At 47.5% G+C, this 17,412-nt stretch carries 17 protein-coding genes; 9 read left to right on the top strand and 8 right to left on the bottom strand.

All coding sequences use genetic code 11. From position 1 onward, the window contains the following. Positions 1-86 precede the first annotated feature (86 nt). Complete coding sequence (gene sigG, locus B2633_RS00245; protein ID WP_481040153.1) at positions 87-857, top strand: RNA polymerase sporulation sigma factor SigG; 771 nt, start codon at positions 87-89, stop codon at positions 855-857. A 22-nt stretch (positions 858-879) separates the two neighbouring features. After that, positions 880-1,017, top strand: a complete 138-nt coding sequence (locus tag B2633_RS00240) for a hypothetical protein (protein WP_481040151.1) — start codon at positions 880-882, stop codon at positions 1,015-1,017. Between the two features lie 51 nt (positions 1,018-1,068). On the opposite strand, the gene B2633_RS00235 is transcribed toward B2633_RS00240, so the two are convergent. Together B2633_RS00235 and B2633_RS00230 are read right to left on the bottom strand one after the other, a co-directional pair. Further along, positions 1,069-3,135 (bottom strand): copper amine oxidase N-terminal domain-containing protein, encoded by a 2,067-nt coding sequence (locus B2633_RS00235; RefSeq protein WP_483168525.1) that lies wholly within the window; start codon positions 3,133-3,135, stop codon positions 1,069-1,071. A gap of 110 nt (positions 3,136-3,245) precedes the next feature. Then, complete coding sequence (locus tag B2633_RS00230) at positions 3,246-3,863, bottom strand: TetR/AcrR family transcriptional regulator (protein WP_483168524.1); 618 nt, start codon at positions 3,861-3,863, stop codon at positions 3,246-3,248. A gap of 310 nt (positions 3,864-4,173) precedes the next feature. Between B2633_RS00230 and B2633_RS00225 the strand changes: the two genes are divergently transcribed. The 4 genes from B2633_RS00225 to B2633_RS00210 all read left to right on the top strand — a co-directional run bounded on the left by B2633_RS00225 (position 4,174) and on the right by B2633_RS00210 (position 9,492). Further along, on the top strand, positions 4,174-5,535 hold the full coding sequence (locus tag B2633_RS00225; RefSeq protein WP_483168523.1) for a DNA-methyltransferase: 1,362 nt from the start codon (positions 4,174-4,176) through the stop codon (positions 5,533-5,535). A 496-nt stretch (positions 5,536-6,031) separates the two neighbouring features. Then, positions 6,032-7,585, top strand: coding sequence for an L-lactate permease (locus B2633_RS00220; protein ID WP_483168522.1), 1,554 nt, complete (start codon positions 6,032-6,034; stop codon positions 7,583-7,585). A 289-nt stretch (positions 7,586-7,874) separates the two neighbouring features. Further along, positions 7,875-8,609: a type II toxin-antitoxin system prevent-host-death family antitoxin gene (locus B2633_RS00215; RefSeq protein WP_483168521.1), complete on the top strand. Its 735-nt coding sequence runs from the start codon at positions 7,875-7,877 to the stop codon at positions 8,607-8,609. 115 nt (positions 8,610-8,724) lie between these two features. After that, a complete protein-coding gene (locus B2633_RS00210) occupies positions 8,725-9,492 on the top strand; it encodes a tyrosine-type recombinase/integrase (protein ID WP_483168520.1) in 768 nt (255 codons plus the stop codon). 227 nt (positions 9,493-9,719) lie between these two features. Here B2633_RS00210 and B2633_RS00205 read toward each other — a convergent pair whose 3' ends face one another. From B2633_RS00205 to B2633_RS00190, 4 genes are all read right to left on the bottom strand, one after another. Continuing rightward, complete coding sequence (locus tag B2633_RS00205; RefSeq protein ID WP_483168519.1) at positions 9,720-11,336, bottom strand: stalk domain-containing protein; 1,617 nt, start codon at positions 11,334-11,336, stop codon at positions 9,720-9,722. Positions 11,337-11,635: 299 nt separating this feature from the next. Next, positions 11,636-11,902: a hypothetical protein gene (locus tag B2633_RS00200; RefSeq protein WP_483168517.1), complete on the bottom strand. Its 267-nt coding sequence runs from the start codon at positions 11,900-11,902 to the stop codon at positions 11,636-11,638. Beyond that, entirely contained in the window at positions 11,869-12,237 is a 369-nt protein-coding gene (locus B2633_RS00195) for a 4Fe-4S binding protein (RefSeq protein WP_483168516.1), read from the bottom strand. Before B2633_RS00195 ends, B2633_RS00200 begins: the two co-directional genes overlap by 34 nt. Before the next feature lie 68 nt (positions 12,238-12,305). Then, positions 12,306-12,887 carry a 5' nucleotidase, NT5C type gene (locus tag B2633_RS00190; RefSeq protein WP_483168515.1) on the bottom strand — a complete coding sequence of 194 codons (582 nt, stop codon included), beginning with the start codon at positions 12,885-12,887 and terminating at the stop codon, positions 12,306-12,308. 243 nt (positions 12,888-13,130) lie between these two features. Between B2633_RS00190 and B2633_RS00185 the strand changes: the two genes are divergently transcribed. The 3 genes from B2633_RS00185 (at position 13,131) to B2633_RS00175 (ending at position 14,786) form a co-directional block, all read left to right on the top strand. Further along, the gene (locus B2633_RS00185) at positions 13,131-13,532 is read left to right on the top strand and encodes an ATP-binding cassette domain-containing protein (protein ID WP_483168514.1); all 402 of its coding nucleotides are present in this window, start codon (positions 13,131-13,133) and stop codon (positions 13,530-13,532) included. A gap of 61 nt (positions 13,533-13,593) precedes the next feature. Next, positions 13,594-14,256: an ABC transporter permease gene (locus B2633_RS00180; protein WP_483168513.1), complete on the top strand. Its 663-nt coding sequence runs from the start codon at positions 13,594-13,596 to the stop codon at positions 14,254-14,256. Next, the gene (locus B2633_RS00175) at positions 14,256-14,786 is read left to right on the top strand and encodes an ABC transporter permease (protein ID WP_483168512.1); all 531 of its coding nucleotides are present in this window, start codon (positions 14,256-14,258) and stop codon (positions 14,784-14,786) included. The genes B2633_RS00180 and B2633_RS00175 overlap by 1 nt, the downstream gene beginning before the upstream one ends. A gap of 45 nt (positions 14,787-14,831) precedes the next feature. Here B2633_RS00175 and B2633_RS00170 read toward each other — a convergent pair whose 3' ends face one another. Next, entirely contained in the window at positions 14,832-16,949 is a 2,118-nt protein-coding gene (locus B2633_RS00170) for a diguanylate cyclase domain-containing protein (RefSeq protein ID WP_483168511.1), read from the bottom strand. A 231-nt stretch (positions 16,950-17,180) separates the two neighbouring features. Further along, complete coding sequence (locus B2633_RS00165; protein WP_481040128.1) at positions 17,181-17,357, bottom strand: hypothetical protein; 177 nt, start codon at positions 17,355-17,357, stop codon at positions 17,181-17,183. Positions 17,358-17,412 lie beyond the last annotated feature (55 nt).

Genomic DNA, 17,412 nt, shown 5'->3' with positions numbered 1-17,412 from the left:
ACAATTTAATTAAGGGAATATAGTGCTTAAAATAGCACTATTTTTTATGAGTGCCAATGCAAATGCTATGAAGGGAAGGAACCGGCTTGATCAATAAAGTTGAGATATGCGGGGTCAATACCTCCAAACTTCCCGTGCTGAAAAATGATGAGATGAGAGTGCTGTTTAAGGAGTTTCAGTCGGGTGATCAGGAGGCCAGGGATAAACTGATACAGGGCAACCTGCGGTTGGTTTTAAGTGTGATACAGCGTTTCAGCAACCGCGGGGAATTCGTGGACGATCTATTCCAGGTGGGTTGCATCGGACTGATTAAAGCCATAGATAATTTTGATTTGAGCCAGAATGTGCGTTTCTCCACCTACGCGGTGCCTATGATCATCGGGGAGATCCGGCGCTACCTGCGCGACAACAACCCGGTCAGGGTTTCCCGCTCTCTGCGCGACATCGCTTACAAAGCCCTGCAGGTCAGAGAACGGCTGGTCTCGGATCATTCTTCCGAGCCGACCGTGGTTCAAATCGCCAAAGAGCTGGAACTGCCCCGCGAAGAGGTGGTGTTTGCCCTGGATGCCATTCAGGATCCGGTGTCACTATTTGAACCTATTTATAATGACGGCGGCGACCCGATTCTGGTAATGGACCAGATCAGCGATGACAAGAACACCGACGATCTGTGGCTGGAGGAAATCAGCATCAAAGAAGCCATGAAAAAGCTGAATGAGCGGGAAAAGCATATCGTTTCACTAAGATTTTTCGCGGGCAAGACCCAGATGGAGGTTGCCGATGAAATAGGCATTTCCCAAGCTCAAGTATCCCGCCTGGAAAAAGCTGCCCTCAAACAGCTTAAAAAGTATATTTGAAGGTGCGCTAGGAGGCTAGAATATGGGCAACAAAATCATAACGATGTTTTTGGTTATGGCCGTTCTAGGTTTGTTGATGCCTTTGACCCAGGAGTTATTGGCGGTTGAAAATGCCTTTACGGTAGACAACCTGGTGCGCATAGAACTGCCCGCTGAATAAATGTCAAATGGGGACGTTCCCATTGGTTCCCCGTCCCCATTTGTCCCTTGATTATCTGATGTATTTAATATATATGAACTTGCCGCCTACACTTTTATTGACATCAGCCGGGCTTTGGGTATTCTGCCAATATACACTGGGCCAATCGGGGTTAACGTTATCCGGATTATCGAAAACCACTGTAATATCCGTTATGGGCGGCAAAGTATTCGCTTTGCTCGTCCACAGATAGATAAACTTTCCGCCCGAACCCCAATTTAAATCCATGCTATTTCGCGTATAATCAACGTAGTTCGAATTGTGGTTCATGGAGTTTGTCTCCGAGCCCGCCGAACTTCCCCGGTATTCCATAAAGAAATCGGTATAGGCCTCATCGATGTTTTCTCCCAGTTTATAGCACAAATAGATGAAATTCCCGCCTGCACCCGCGTTCAAGTCAGCATTGATCAGCTGATACCCGGGAGGACATTGGCTTCTTGCGTTCCATTCGTTTTTGTCTGCGACGAATACGATATCCGTTACATATTTTTGCACAGGCCACTGGTTTCCCTGGGCCAGATTCAGCTTTTCGAATTCGGCTTTAAGGCTGGCGGCCCTGGCCGGATCGCTGCAAAGCTCCCAAATAGGCACGAGAGCCCTGGCAGTGGTATTGCCGAAATCGACCAGCGTACCCTTGTCCTCCAATGTGCTTTCCCATTTCGTCAGTGCCTGGGGATCGTTTACAAATTGATTGATATTCAGAGCGAAACCGCCGCCATAGCTGTGGAGGATCTGCTCCTTGTCGCTGTCATACGTGGATTTATTCTTGACGTTTTGATATTGGGCGCTGCCCCCGGCGCTGAATATGACGGCATTAAAGTCTGCTTTTGTAGCGGTTTTAAAGTTTTCATAACTGGTTGACGCCTTGGAACTGGCAGTAATGCTATAATCAACTCTGCCTCCGGTAATCGTATCGACAAGTACGTATTGGCCGAAGTTGGCAAAAACCGTATTGGCGGAAATGCTGCTGTCATTCAGCATCTGCTTGGCATCAGCGGTGAGGTAGTCTTTTAAGTCGGCCGTTCCGTTGACGTATACGCCGTACTTTTTAACCACATAGCTATAGGTGGAAAAATAGTTGTTCAGTTTTTGGGTGCGTGCCGAATCAAAATTAGCCTTAACCGAACCGCCAAAGCCAAAATAGCTGCCCGAGGCGCTTATTTTGGTAGACATGTTATTGCTGTATGACCTGATGGATTCGCTGATATTTTGACTGTTTACGCCCTCATCATAACGAATTCGTTCCATTTTTTGGTTCTGAATGAGCTTCCCAGTATCTAAAACCGGCTGCTTTAACGAATCCACAGATGCGTATTTGCCAAAGACATCATAGCCTCTGCCCACCCGCATAACTACAGGAATATCCGCTTCATTCATGGTTACTTTATAAGCTTTTCCAACCTGCTCAACTGCCCAGGTACCTTTGAGTTTACTGATATCGATTGAAATCATCGGAGTGATATCTGGTTTTACGGGCGTAACTACCGAGGGGGTCTCTTTAATATCCGGCAACGACGGGAGAATAGGCTTAACAGGCTTAACGATTGCTTCGCCTGATGAGCCTGTTTTGGTTATGGTTACTTTTCTGGCGACTTCTTCCCATTGAACGTCACAGCCCAGGGTTTCCGTAACAAATCGGAGGGGCAGCATGGTCCGCCCGTTGATAATCAGGGGTTTTACATTGACATTGTCAGGATCTATGGGAACAGTTTTTCCATTGACCAATGCATTGCTTTGCCCAATCCATAGTTCCATTTTGGTTTCACCTAATGACACCGTTACTTTTCTGGTTTCATTATCCCAGGCCACATCAGCGCCCAGGGGAGTCGCGGCAAATCTGATCGGCAGCATGGTCCGGCTTTCAATAATGGTAGGGCTGACATCCATAACAATCAGTTCGCCATTGGCGGTATAGGTGTTGTTGTCGAGGATAAAAACCATCACCGTCTCCTGGCTTTTTGATGTTTCAGCAGCGATGGCGAGCAAAGGAAAAAACATCATTAAACTCGCTAATACCCACGATATGGCTAATACTGGTGAGGAAATGTTTCGACATTTTGGGTTCGTAATAATTTTCATCAATACCGACCTCCTGTTTAATCAAATGATTAGTTGGTACATGTTTATAAAGCATCGATGTGCTTTAAGAAATATAGTATTCTTCCCCTGATTCTTAAACGAAGCAATCATCATCCCTGTTTTTCCAGACGCTCAAATACAAAATCCACGTGGTCCGATAGTTTCTGAATAACGACGGTATGATCACCGCCTTCCTGAACGGCAACCAAAAGGTCTAAAATAATGCCCATGAAGCCGTAATTCAATTCTTCGGCGGCGATTCTCAGATCAGTATCATCCCGTATCTTTCCCTTTGCCGCCATGGTCCTCAGTATTGCCTCGTAGTAATCCGCCGGTTCTTTCAGCATGAATTCCTTGACAAAGTTTCTGGCCTTTTGATTTATATACTGTTCCATCAATATGATCAGGGCCATTTTATCGATTCTGGAGGTCCTGTTCTTAACATATTTGATGAATAGCAGCCTGAAAATCTCCCGGGGCGCCATAAATTCGATTTCATACTCAAGTTCTTTTTGATCCGGCTTTTGGGCCTGCATTCCTTCCTGAAAACAGTCAAATATATGGTTCAGGATATCTTCTTTGTTTCTAAAATGGTTATATATTGAGCTTTCCTTTATTCCTGCCCCATAAGCTATCTTTCTTACAGATACACCGTTATAGCCATGCCTGGAAAACATATCTATTGCCACATCAAATATTTTTTCTCTTGTTCCGGACAGCCGTTTCATTTTTTAATCCCTTTCTGCTAACTATCGTTATCCTATAGCAGTTATTATACTATAAATAATAGCATTAATTGCACAATATGCTAACAAGTGTTAATAAAAAATAGGCGCAGATAACGCAGATTCATTAAAGGCCTGTACCTCCTGGATTCGAGTCAGAGCATATAATGTATGCAAGGTCTGGGCGCCGATAGAATTAAAACCAGGAGTTAGTCCCCTTTTTGTGTTACAATGCGGAAAAAGGGTTTGGGGGATAGAGGTTTACCAGGGGTATCCTAGAACCATCCCCCCGTAACCAGGGAGGTTGAGGATTTTGTCGGGTAACAAGGTGCGGTTGTTCTGGGAGGGGCGCCAGGATACGCCGTCAGGAATTGCCCACAGCGTGGAGCCCGCCGTAATTTCCCGCATTTATCCCCATCCAGTCAAACCGGAAAACTCTTTATGGCCGGAAGAGATCCGGCGCCCCGATGCCACCCCGGAAAACCGCATGTGCTTCGGCGACAACTCGGATGTAATGCAGTATCTGCTGCGAAATGGATATGAAAACAGGTTCAATCTGATCTATATAGACCCGCCCTATTTGAGCAACCAAAAATACCTGTCGCGCATTGAGATCGGTGACAAGACCAGTCCCCAACCGGTGGAGCGTCAGGTATTTCGTGATAATGGCCCGGGCGGCCTGGACGCCTTTCTGGAGCAGATGTTCCTGCGCTTGCAACTGATGAAAGATCTCTTAAATGAGAATGGCAGCCTCTTCGTGCACCTGGACTGGCATGTCAGCCATTATGCAAAGGTATTGCTCGATGAGATCTTCGGGTCTCAGACCATGATCAACGAAATCGTATGGTGCTACGGGGGCGGCACCGGAACCAGGCGCCACTTTCACCGCAAGCACGATTTGATCCTGTGGTACGCCAAAGGTCCTGATTATACCTTTAACCCGCAGTATCGCTCTTATTCGCCGGGGACGGTGCAGAGGGGACTGACCAGGGTCAAGGGAGACCGTTATAAGCTGCACTCCAAAGGCGCATTGATGCAGGATTGGTGGAGCGACATAAACAAGATCCTCAGTCCCACCGCCCATGAGAATCTTAAATTCCCGACTCAAAAGCCTCTGGCCCTCTTGGAGCGGATAATCGCCGCAGCCTCCAATCCCGGTGATCTGGTGGGCGACTTCTATGCCGGTTCGGCGACAGCCGCGCAGGCATGCGAAGCAAGCGGCCGTTTCTGGGTGACATGTGACAACAGCCCCATCGCTATCGACACCGCTATGAAGCGTTTGATCAGAATGCCGGCCCGGCCTTTCACTGTGGAGAGTATGGAGGCTTCGTCTCATGAGACTGGGAAACTAGTACTCAAACCCCTGCTGGTCAATGATTTCAGTTCGGAAGATATACTGCTCCAAGTGGGTATACAAAGCTACCGGCCCGGACAGGAGATCAAGCCCGCTCCTGCGTTTAGCTATATAGACTTTTGGGAAATCGACCTCAATTATGACGGAAAGGTTTTCAACTCCGACCTGCAGGTCGTCAGGGCCAGCCAGCGCATGGACAGCGACCTGCCCCTGCAAATCACCGCCCGCCTCAAAAAGCCCTCAACACCCATTGAGATCGCCATTAGAGTACATGATGTATTCGGTGATACAGTAGTGGCCATCGCCCGTTTAAACTCCTGAAACAGATTATAGATATGTCTGGAATAACTATGGCGGGATTATTGGGACAACTACCGGCCCTGGTTACACTGACAGAAGCCAGGCGGCAACCGCTACCCATGGGGCGGTGGGCGTATGTATAGCGTTTATACATGCCTCCCATGCTGCCTGCTTTGCACATTAGCACTTTCTTTTTATCGTCTTACGCCGATTGATTATGCAATTGCCCTTGATGATTAGCGTACAAAACTACACATGAGAAATCGATGGACAGGTGCGGAGGTTCGCTTCCTCTCAGGCGTACCATTAGAGAAACTGGTACTTCCCTAGAAGTTGAGAAGTATTTTTTTGTTCTATGACAGTACGATAACCAGACAAAGTATTTTCTTGAACATCTTAATTCAAAATTATGTTATTCTATTGTCAGTGTGTTTTCGTCAGATTTCGCAGCATGGTTTGACGGTAGGCAGGTTACACTCTAAAACCCAATATTGTAGTATAGGAGGATGGATTCACTTTGGACATTTTGTTAATTTTGTTGCCCATTATTGTTGTTTTAGGTCTTCTGATCTTCGCTAAATGCCCTGCTGATATCAGTGGGTTTATCGGCTGGTTATTAACCCTCACCATTGCCTACCTGTTCTTCCACACCTCTTTGCGCGTAAGTTTGGCCTCGACAGTAATGGGGATGGTCCGTTCATTCCCGGTTTCCTTGATGGTAGCCACTTCAATTCTGCAGATCACCTTTTTGGAATCTACCGGAGCCCTGCAGCGCATCGTGGCCTTTGTCAAAACTATCGCCCGCAGCAATCACGCGGTGCAGATCATGATAATCAATATGGGAATCGGCACCCTGCTGGTGTCGGTAGGCGCCACCCCGGTCTCAATTCTACCGCCTATAATGCTGGCCATGGGCTATTCTACTTTCGTGGCAGTGGCTTTGCCCGCGTTGGGATTTGATGGCTTGTGCACCTATGCTCTCCTGGGCGCTCCGCTGGTGGCCTTCGCCGACCTTACCGGCACCCCCCTGGTCGACTCCGCCCTGGTATTCTCCAAATTCATGCCCGTTATCTCGACAATGATCGGGTTCGGGATGCTGTGGATCGTGGGCGGTTGGAAGAAAGTGGTGGAGGGCTTTGTGCCCTGTACCCTGGCCGGTGTAACCATGGGTTTTACAGCCGTGGCGGTAGCCCACTGGGTGCCTGCGGGGGTGGTTTTGACAGGGATCTTTGCCGGTATGGCCACTATTTTAATAATGTTCGCCTACTTAAAGGTTCAGGGCAAACCGATTATCGACCGCAGTGAAATCAGCAAACTGGATTTGCGCACCGAGAACTCCATGTCATTATTAAAAGCCTTATCTCCGTGGATAATACTCATCATTTGCTGCCTGATTGTAAATTTCTGGAGTCCGGCCTTGACCCTGTTATCCAAAAAACTGGCCATGCCTTTTAATCTGATCCCAGGTGGAAAACCCATATCCACCCGCATGCTGTGGAACGCCTATACCTGGGTGGTGATCAGCACTATCCTGGCTTTGCCCTTCATCACTCCCAGCAAAGCGCAATGGAAGGATATCGGATTGAAATGGCTAAAACGGGCCCCGCGCCCGGTTTTCTCCGCGGCTATTTTCTTCGCCATTGCTGAACTAATGGTGAATTCGGGAATGAGCCCGGTAGGAGACGTCTGGAAGATCGTCAATCCGGACTGGAACATGATCTCTGTTCTGGCCAACACGTCAGCCCAATTCTTTAAAGACCTGTATCCCATAGCGGCTGCTTACCTGGGACTGATGGGTGGTTTTATAACCGGTTCGGAAGCCTCCACCATCGCCCTCTATGCCAAATACAACCTCATGACCACCAAGCTGTTGAATTTGAACCCGCTGGTGGTCACCGCCGGGATCGCCATAGCCGGTGGCCTGGCCAGCGTCATTTCACCGGCCAAGCTGCAGAATGCGGCGGCCACTATCGATGCGCTGGGTATCGAGTCCCAGGTCATCAAAACCGCCATAGTGGTTGCGTTGGTATTCACCACCGTCGCCGCGCTGCTCACCTTTATGTGGGCATAAACAGGCGGCTCTGTTTGGTTTGAGCCCGCTGCTGCAGTTCAGGCAGCTTTAATAAATCACGTTTCTTATATAATCGGGGGTTGCCCCCGATTATTTTTTATGGGAGAAAACCCCGGCTATGCCGGGGGACCATATAGCGACGGGGTTTGTTCAAGATAGCGTTTCCATCGCCAATTTCGGGACTTTTCACACAGCCTGCCGTCCCCCTTGTCTTTATAGCTAATTATTTATTGATAATATAGATAATATACCTTATAATTTTAGCTAATATAAGATTGGGGGTGCTGCTATGCGTGTAAACACTACCGACTTGCAGAATGCTTTTGGGAAATATCTGGCTCTGGTGGAGAAGGAAGATATTATAGTTACCAAAAACGGAAAAAGCGTGGCCAAACTGAGCCGCTACCATGAACCTGATTATTTTTTGGTTCACGAAGAAGCCAAAGGCTGCAGGACCACCAGAAAAGTCAGCTACGAGGAATATATGACCCTGGTCGATTCCTCCGACCAGAGGTATGAACTCATCGACGGCGAGATTTACCTCCTGGCTTCGCCGAGCTTTAAACATCAAATTGTAGTCAACGAAATATCCTGGCATTTTTACAACTATTTTAAAGGAAAGCCCTGCCGGTCATTAACATCACCATTTGATGTAAGGCTTTTCGGCTTTGCGACCAAGTTTGAAGAAGATCCCAATGTCGTCCAGCCTGATGTGGTGGTTATATGCGATCTGGACAAGGTGAATGAATCTGATAAATATGAAGGCGTACCCGCCCTGGTGGTTGAAGTATTGTCTCCGTCGACTAAAGGCAAGGATATGGTCACGAAATTGAATCTCTACATGAAAAGCGGGGTTTCGGAATACTGGGTGGTAAATCTGGAAAACCGCACTATTTTACAGTATTCCTTCTCCCCGGCAAGAGAACTGGAAAACTTAAAAACCTGTGCTGAGGGAGAGACCATAGAATCGACCGCTTTTGCAGAACTTAAGATTTCTCTGGGGGATGTTTTTGCCGAAGTCTAGCCTGTTAATGGCGCCGGGGCCGCAAACCGGCTGCCGGCATGATAAGCTTGAGTAACCGAATGTTACCAATCTCTTCCTGCTGACATATAGTAGTTAGCGATAGGGGTTGGTCATGATGAATTATCGGGTTTGCTTTGCCGCATATCTGCGGCGTCAGGGCAGAAAACCGGTTACGGTAAAATTCTATACCGGGTCACTGCAGATGTATCTTCATTACTGTGCGCAGCATCGAAAGCGCGGCAATATACCTGCTCTGATGAATCCGCTGTTGTTGGAAAAATACCGTGATTATCTGATAGTTGAAAAATCCTACGCTTCATCCACAGTTAACCGGAATCTTTGCGGCTTGTCTGCATTTGCCCGTTTTCTCATGGAACGGGGAATGTTGTCCTATAACCCCCTGGATTTGGTGGCCAGAGCCGGCAAGTGCTCAATGAGTTCGATAGAAAGGAGGGCGGCCTGGCAGGATATCCAGCTTCTTCGGGCTAAACTGCATCAGGATGTTATGAATGTCCGCGATAGGGCCATCATAGAACTGCTTTATACGGGATTGACGGTCAAAGAGTTATGCAGTCTGCTCTGGGACCACAGCGATGTTTGTCCCCAAACGATTAAGGTGGGTAAGCGCCAGGTATCACTGCATGCCGAGGCCAGGCTGGCCTGGCAGCATTACATGATTCTGAGGCCGATTCTGCGAGGGCCTTTCTTATTAGTGGGCAACCGGCAAGATGCTTCCTTCGATCCGGGCACTGTCTATTCTATGGTAAGTAATCTGGCCAGGCGGCATGGTGTCAAAGTTGGAATGCGCATGCTCCGCCTGGCCAAGTTCGCCGGTGAGATCTACGGATTTGCAGCTGATGCCATGGCAGCTCAAGCAGCTTAATTATAATCTGAATCCTAAGCCCTCCCGCAACAGAAACTGTATATAATCTACACTGATAATGGCCAAAAAAACGGTAGGGTGCGCGAAATTTGGTTTCACACCCCCCGGATAAAAGTCTGTTAAAGCTTATATGCAAATCTCCGTCCTGGCACAAGAATGGGGTCGTGTCGTCTATCTTGTTAGGGAAAGGACAGACGACACGACCCCATATTTTCATTCTACAGCGGTTACTGCCGGTTAAGATATACTATGCGGTTGTCGGCATCCCAGTAGACCGACAGGCCGAAGTATTCAGCAATCACCCTTACGGGCACGTAGGTGCGGCCGTCCTGGACCACCGGCGGGGCGTCCATGGTATATTCCTGAGCGCCTATTTTATAGCTGGTGGAATTAAGCCGCATGACCAGTTGATTTTCACTGCCATTGGAGAGGACAATGGTGTCGGGTGGCTGCCATTCGGTGCTGCCGCCCAGAGCTGCTGTCAATACCGCTACGGGAATCAAGGTCCTTCCATTGGATACTATCGGTTCCGCTCCGTATAAGGATATTTTTTCCCCATCAAGGTAAACCTGAATAGACTGGTTATTGTTATCAGGCTCCACCCGTTTGCTGTTCTGCGCATTTATCGGCGGTATGACTATGTTGCCGTTCCCCGACCAATCCAAGTCCATGTCTAAATTCACTTTACCGCTAACGCTGTTTATGTCGTCAATATCCTTGCCCTCTTGCCATTGCCCGGATAAGGTCATTTTACAGGCAGCCTGATTTGGATTTATGCTGCTGTCCGCTGACAGGTTCAAAACCAGTTTGAAATCTGAAGTATGTATAGACAGGTCATACTTTTCGATTGAAGCCATTGCATCGCCGCTTAACCTCACTTCGCTATTTAAGGCGAAACCTATATCATTATTTTCCACTTCTCCGGTTATCTCCACAGAGGCTTTGTGACGATCCGCCGAAGCATACAGTTTGCCCTTTTTCAGGGTAAACGGAATACTTTTCTGGAATTCGTTCAGGTCCGCGATGGTCAGGTTATTGATGGCTGCCACCATCTCGTTTCTGGCCTGCATCATCTGGGTTTCGAATTGGGGATCGCTCTGTAAGCTGGGGTAGCTCATAAATGTGCCGAAAACTTTATCGCTTAAACTCTCGCTGTGGCTTTTGAGGTTGTTAAGCAGCTGCTGGGGATCTTTAGCAATCCGTGTAAGATCCAGGACCGCATAGTTTTGGTCATAAGAATAACAACTGTCAGGTATAATTTCCAGGATTTCCACCAGGAGGTCCTGTATGCCTTGCATTTGTTCTTCCTGGTAGGTAATGCTCTGTTTTAAGGCCATATTGAAACCGGCCTGCTCCGGTTCATTTAATCCCAGAGGGAAGACGATATATGGGGGCAATTGCCCCGGATTGCCCAGCTCGGAGAAGTCGGCGCCGGCATTGCTCAGGGACTGTATGGTTTCGCGGGTAACGATGATCTCATCTCCCCTTATATAGACCTGTCCCTGAATGTCGTACTCAAGCATTTTGCTCTGGAAACTGCAGCTGCCCTTGCCTTGGGCGAGGCTGAAATCGAGTAGCAATGAAGCATTCCCCGAGACGTTGCTAACCGCGGTGCCATCATCCAGAACCATATTGAAATCTTTGAGATCGGCATTGGCTCGCAGCTGTACAGTATCTGTGGTCAGGGCGTTAAGAACCTGCTGCTGCAACTGCATGGATTGTGCGAAGTAGTTTGTATAATAGTTGATAAAGGCCTGTTTGGGGGATTCCCCGGCGACCGCCATTCCCGGCATGGATAGCAGCATTAGCATCAGGATCAGAATTCCGGCTGTGATCTTTTTCAAAAATCCTACCTCCTTCAATATAATAACAACATATAACATATCTTTATTATAGAATTACAGCCAATATTTAACAAGGAGAAGCAGAATGGCGGCGGTTCTTGCCCTGCCTTTTGAACGCCAATATTTTTGAGGCCGTTTCATAAGCGCATATTGCCCGGTTTGGTTTCCCCCGCTACCAGTAGGTGACTTTGCTCAACTGGCGCTGCAGGGTTTTCCTGAATTTAATCCGGGGATATCCGAAAATCACTACGATTCCGGGCCGGTTATTGGACGGGAGCTGGTATTTTTGCTTGAATTCCTTACTGTACTTGATGAAGTACGGCGGGGCGGATGAAGGAGTTCACAGATTCTGCATACTCTCTGCCGAAGAAAGGCTTCAGCAATCCGGTCATCAGGGGAGAAAAGAACCAGCGCGATTTCTTGATAACGGCCATGATATCATCGGCGAACTGCTGCACCCGGGCAAAGCCGTCCAGGATCAAAATCTCCACATCGCTGGGCGGCAAACCCATGGGAGCGGTGCAGACTGCATCTACGATCCGGGCAATCTTTTCGGGCTCAACCACTCTATCCTGAAAATTGCGGATGCTGCGCGCCGGGACAGCAACAGGCCGTAAAACTGTTCATAGCCGGGCAGGCTTGCTTTATCCGGCAGGGGAAGGACATCTTCAGGGCTCATGTCGCGTCCGCTGATTTGTATGCAATCCTGTGGACAAACGCACATGCAGTGTCCGCAGCCGATGCAGCCAAAAAAACGCTCATTATCGATCTTGAGTCTGCCCTCCGCCATAATCAGAGGCTGGCCTTTGCACACCTCCGCACACAGACCGCAATGAATGCAGCTGTCATAGTCAATCCTGACTGTGGCCGCCGTATCGGCGCGGCCGGTTTTTATAGCCATGCCAATCCTCCCCGTTCCGGTTTTGACAGCGTACCAGGTGCAGTATGCCATGCCGGGGCCGGACCTGGCTATTTGCGTGACTGCACCCACTTATGTACATGGTTCCAATGCTCCACACGAACGATATTCTTGGAGTTTAGATGGCGGTTGTAAGGGTAGTCGAACATGATTACCGGTATACAAGAACTTATTTCTCTGACCAGGTCGTGATGGTCTTCAATCATAAGCTCGACCCGGTTTTCCTGACATGCCGCCAGTTTACTGAAATAATGCATATTGTCGGTGGCATTGAGGATAAGACGATCGTATTCGACGCCGTTTTGAGCCAGCCAGCAGGTAGTAACCTCTTCCACCTGTGGGAACTGCCGGTTGCGGGATGTTATGAGTATGATCTCATGCTGCTGCTTTAACTGGCGGATGACTTCGATGGCCTGGTCTTTGGGCCGCATTTCACGATAGATGTGACCCAGGTAATTGGAAAGAAATTCATCAGCCACGGCTTGATCCCAGCCCAGGGCATCTTCCAGATAATAATAGCGCGGGTCGGGTATAGTGTTGAGCCCCCGCGGCTCACCGAATATTCTGGCATAGTGCATAATCATTTCGGTGGTATGTGTGATCGTGTTGTCTATATCAATACCAATAATCATCGGCTAAAGGCTCCTTCTCCCCTGAATTCGGCTTACGGCCCTATGACGGTCCTTCTCTGACTTTTGCGCAGAAGCCTGACGGCACCTTTATGTTAACACAAATCGGGTGATTAATCCGGAGATTAGATGGCCGGTGCTTGCGTTTAGCGGAACATTTACAAAACTGCTTTATAACGGATCTTGTTGTTACGCTTGTCCCTTCTGCGTAATGTACGGATTTCTTTTTATAAGCTATTGTAGGATATGTTTTTCCTGCTTTTATGCAATAGGCTTGATGAAGTAAGAAAGCGTATCGGCTTGCTCCCACAGGACACGGCTCTTTATCCTGAGCTTTCCGCAAGGGACAATCTCTCATTTCACGCCTCTTTATATCTTTCCGATCTGACGGATATCAACAAGAGGATTGACGAGATTTTATCACTTGTGGATTTAACAGAGCGCGCCAATGAGCCGGTAAAAAATTTTTCAGGCGGAATGAGCAGACGGCTTGGAATTGGCAGGGCTTTGCTCAATGACCCCAAAATTTTGCTTCTGGATGAACCAACGCTAGGCGTGGATGTTCAAAGCACCCATACAATATGGGAGTACATCCGCAATCTAAAGGATTACAGGGAGGATTGTTCACTATCTCAACGACGTCAATGAAAATATGACCAAAAATTTCAGAAACCGCCTTGACGGTGCATTGGTCAGCTATATCGATTAGTTGCGAAACGGCGGAAATATTATCATTGCCGAAACAACGGTGTATGAACAGGATATCCCCTGGGATACGGGATTCGGGGTAAGTGTTTTCGTGTTTGGATTAGTGCTCTCAGGGCTTCTATTCGGTATGTTATCCATGACAAGCGAATGGGAAAATAAAACAACGAAATTACTGAAACTTTCACCCTATCCTGCGGGAATTACGGCAACAGGTAAAATAATTGCCAATATTATCAAATGCTTTGTTTCGGGCCTTGTATTTCTCATCATCTTTTTCCTGATTTCCAAAGCTTTACCTGTTCACACCCTGCCATTTTCACTTTCTTTATTACTGGTTTACGGCATATTTGTCTGTGTCGGCATGTGCATTGGTATTTATATCAAATCGACACTGACAGCCTTTTTGATATCCATTGCGACCGCATTGGCCCTTTGGGTTGGCGGCGGCGGTTTCGGTCCGCTTTCCTATTTCGGAGATATTGCCAATGCTTTGGGAAGCATAAACCCTGCGACTTACGCCATAGAAGTTGTTCGATGGTGCTATTTCAATGGCAATGTTAATCTCGCTGCCGGTTTTACCTTTTTGAGCCTTGCATTTATTGCAGCGTTTTCCTTGATTATTTTTATATATACAAGATGGGTACGCAGTGAGGAGGTCAGATGATGAGAGTATTTACAGCGGAATTAAAAAAACTATTTTTACTGTTCAAAGCCGACCCGAAGTCCATTGTGGCGGGAATCATCGCCCCTACCATCATTCTCCTTGTCTTTGCCCTTACCTTCGGCAATTTTACAGCACTGAAACTGGCTTTTGTCAATGAGGATAGCGGGACTTACGGAACGATGCTTGAAACATCCATCTTCACCCAGATTTCCCCCTTGGGGCAGAATCCATATTTTGAAGCAGTGGAAGCAGACTATGATACGGCGTTTGACCTATATGCCCAAGGAAAAGTAAATGGCGTGGTCGTTGTCGGTGAAAGATTTAGCGCCGACCTACAAAATGGGAAAAACACAAGTATCGAATATCACTTTAACAATTACAATACCGATATGGCCAAAAACTTGCGGCTGTATCTGACCGAAGGGATACTGGATTTCTACCGCGTAACTGATCCAAGGCTTTGCCGAAGGCTGGCTGATTATGGCAGGCTATATGATTTTGACCATGGTAGCAGCGGTTTATGTGTATAGGAAAAAACTTGCCCGAATGGTGGGGTGAGGAATATCAGATAAAAGTCATAATGCCGCATCCTTTATGGAAAGTTCTGAATCGGGGGCGGTCGAGTCCCGGTCACTCTTTCTGAGCATATGCAGGAATTTGGCCACCAGCGCCGGATCGAATTGTGTCCCCGCGTTGTTTTCAATTTCTGCCAGGGCTTCTTCCTCTGACATGGCTTTCCGGTAAGGGCGATCATTAGTCATGGCGTCGTAAGCGTCGACTATCGCTAAAACGCGGCATTCCAGGGGAATATCTTCGCCTTTGACACCCAGCGGATATCCCCTGCCGTCCCAGCGCTCATGATGTTTGAGGATCAAGTCCGAGATGCTGCTCAAGTCCGGAATGGATTGAGCGATGCGGTAGCCGATCTCACTGTGGCGCTGCATTTCCAGCCTTTCGATTTCAGTGAGTGTTCCCGGTTTGAACAGTATTTTATCAGAAATACCAACCTTGCCGATATCATGGAACTGGGCCAGAAGCTGCAGATTGGTGAGCATGTTGGACCTTAGACCGACATAAGTGCCCAGATTCCAGATCAACTCCCGCATCCGTTCGGCATGGCCTTCAGTGAGGAAATCACGGGCCTCCAGGGTCTTCATCATGCCCTGCACCATGCTGCTCCTGAAACTCTGGATATGATTCAGTTTTTCACGGTACATGTTATCGTCCGCTTCTTTATACAGTTCATTGATATCGTGAAAATCAGAGCTGGAAATGGCAAAGCCGATAGAAATACTGATCATTATCTGGGGGTTATTGCTGTTGCATTGTTTTACCGCCCGGTTTATGGCGGCACAGATTTCATGGATCTGGTCTCTGTTGTTATGAGGTATCAAAACCGCAAATTCATCTCCCCCGATTCGGGCCAGCTTGAGGGAATTGTCTAAAGCCGACTGTATGATGGAGGCCGATTTGATCAATAACCGGTCCCCGGCCTCATGGCCAAAAGTGTCGTTGATCAGTTTCAGTCCATCGACATCGCATACGATAATACTGCTGCTGCCTTTTCTCTGCCGCATTTGCTGCTCGAAATAGGTGCGATTGTACAGCCCGGTCAATGGATCGTGAAGGCTTAAATACTTGAGCTGCTGTTCTTTGGTTTTACGCTGGCTTATTTCGGCCTGCAGTTCTTTAACCATGGTTTTGTCCTGGCAAATGAGTAATATCCCTATCAGGTTGCCGCCCTGATCTTTTATGGATGAAATGCTCACCTTGACGGGCAAACCTGTGTTTTGCCGGGTCTTGAGGAACAGTTCTTCTCCCCATATATAACTGGGCCGGCCTTTGATCTCCCTTAAAATATCCGCAAAATCTAAATTGATAATACTGTTGACAGGTTTTCCGGTTATTTCCCTTTTGTCAGTACCCAGGGCCCTTTCACCAGCCTGATTCATATCTGAGATCTCGCCCTGTGAGGTTAAAACCAGGACGATTTCATCGATTTTACTGACGATGTCTTCAGCGCTTATCAACGAAGATACGCTCATAAAGCGGTACTTCGCTTTGACGTACCAGATGGCGAATACCAAAATCAGAAATATAAATTGATCGACGCAGGGATAATCCGGTATGAGCCTGGTCAATATCAGGTCATTGACCGCTCCGATCACAAAAGCGGCGGCCGCAAAGCTGAGAATGATTGCCGACTGTTTCTTTTCTCTTTCCGAAGAGGCGGAGCGCTTCCAGTGCACAACCAAAAGCAAGCATATGAACAGGTAAAGATAGGCGTAGGCATATTCGACTTGTTCGAGCAGCAAAACTGTGGGGTTGTCCCGGAGCGAGTAATTGTTAATCAATAGCTCATAAAAGCTTAATAGTATCCCGGGCAGAAACACCGCCATCTGTTTGACGGGTTTATCCACATATTTCTCTTGGCGGCTGATAATCAGCGCCATAATTAACATCAACCCAGGGTAATTCAACCATCCTAATTCGGCAATCTGACCGAACAAATAGGCGTTGGCCGGATCTATAGAGCTGAATACCATCAGCTCGAAAAAGATATTATGGGCAAATAACAGGCACACCGCCAAAAAGAGGCGGTTTAAATTTTCCCGGGGGTTGGTGTTATAGGCATGAAACCCCATGAATAGGTATACCAAGAGAGCCGTATAATTGAGCAAAATTATCAGCATCAAAAGAACTCCTTGAAATTATAAAAGGCAGATATATATTATATATAAAATTATCGTAAAGTTTGACAAAAAACCACAGAGTTTGAATTATAAAAGGAGAAATGAAAGTTTTTTTATGATTTTGGAAAGGTTTTAATTCAAGAGGCGATCGTCAGACCGCCTCTTGAAAATGCCTGAACCCTTCGCTGAGCGATAAGGGATTCGTACGGCGGGGGAGCTGTTTTTGAAAGCCTAGTAGCAGTCATTCTTGCCGGCGCGTTTAGCCATAATGTAAAGTCCGGTTATGGCAGCGGCATGCAAGGCCCACCATCCAGGTTGCAGAAAACTATAGGTGCCGGGGTCGGCTTTATCATTGCCCATCATTTTTCTTATCGCAGAATTACGGCGATCCATTAAATCGGACAGCAAATTGAATCACTCCTTTCTTTTGAAGCTGTATAAATCTTACGCCATTATTTTTCCC

This window comes from Syntrophomonas sp. UBA1041 (assembly GCF_002316705.1).
Taxonomy (GTDB): domain Bacteria; phylum Bacillota; class Syntrophomonadia; order Syntrophomonadales; family Syntrophomonadaceae; genus DTU019.
This window is presented reverse-complemented; position numbering and strand designations above follow the sequence as displayed.

Excerpts from the sequence above, each read along its gene's own strand:
- B2633_RS00230 (WP_483168524.1), bottom strand. The coding sequence starts at position 3,863 with ATGAAACGGCTGTCCGGAACAAGAGAAAAAATATTTGATGTGGCAATA.
- B2633_RS00240 (WP_481040151.1), top strand. The coding sequence starts at position 880 with ATGGGCAACAAAATCATAACGATGTTTTTGGTTATGGCCGTTCTAGGT.
- B2633_RS00185 (WP_483168514.1), top strand. The coding sequence starts at position 13,131 with ATGTTTTTCCTGCTTTTATGCAATAGGCTTGATGAAGTAAGAAAGCGT.
- B2633_RS00170 (WP_483168511.1), bottom strand. The coding sequence starts at position 16,949 with ATGCTGATAATTTTGCTCAATTATACGGCTCTCTTGGTATACCTATTC.
- B2633_RS00190 (WP_483168515.1), bottom strand. The coding sequence starts at position 12,887 with ATGATTATTGGTATTGATATAGACAACACGATCACACATACCACCGAA.
- B2633_RS00210 (WP_483168520.1), top strand. The coding sequence starts at position 8,725 with ATGAATTATCGGGTTTGCTTTGCCGCATATCTGCGGCGTCAGGGCAGA.
- B2633_RS00215 (WP_483168521.1), top strand. The coding sequence starts at position 7,875 with ATGCGTGTAAACACTACCGACTTGCAGAATGCTTTTGGGAAATATCTG.
- B2633_RS00235 (WP_483168525.1), bottom strand. The coding sequence starts at position 3,135 with ATGAAAATTATTACGAACCCAAAATGTCGAAACATTTCCTCACCAGTA.
- B2633_RS00195 (WP_483168516.1), bottom strand. The coding sequence starts at position 12,237 with ATGGCTATAAAAACCGGCCGCGCCGATACGGCGGCCACAGTCAGGATT.
- B2633_RS00175 (WP_483168512.1), top strand. The coding sequence starts at position 14,256 with ATGAGAGTATTTACAGCGGAATTAAAAAAACTATTTTTACTGTTCAAA.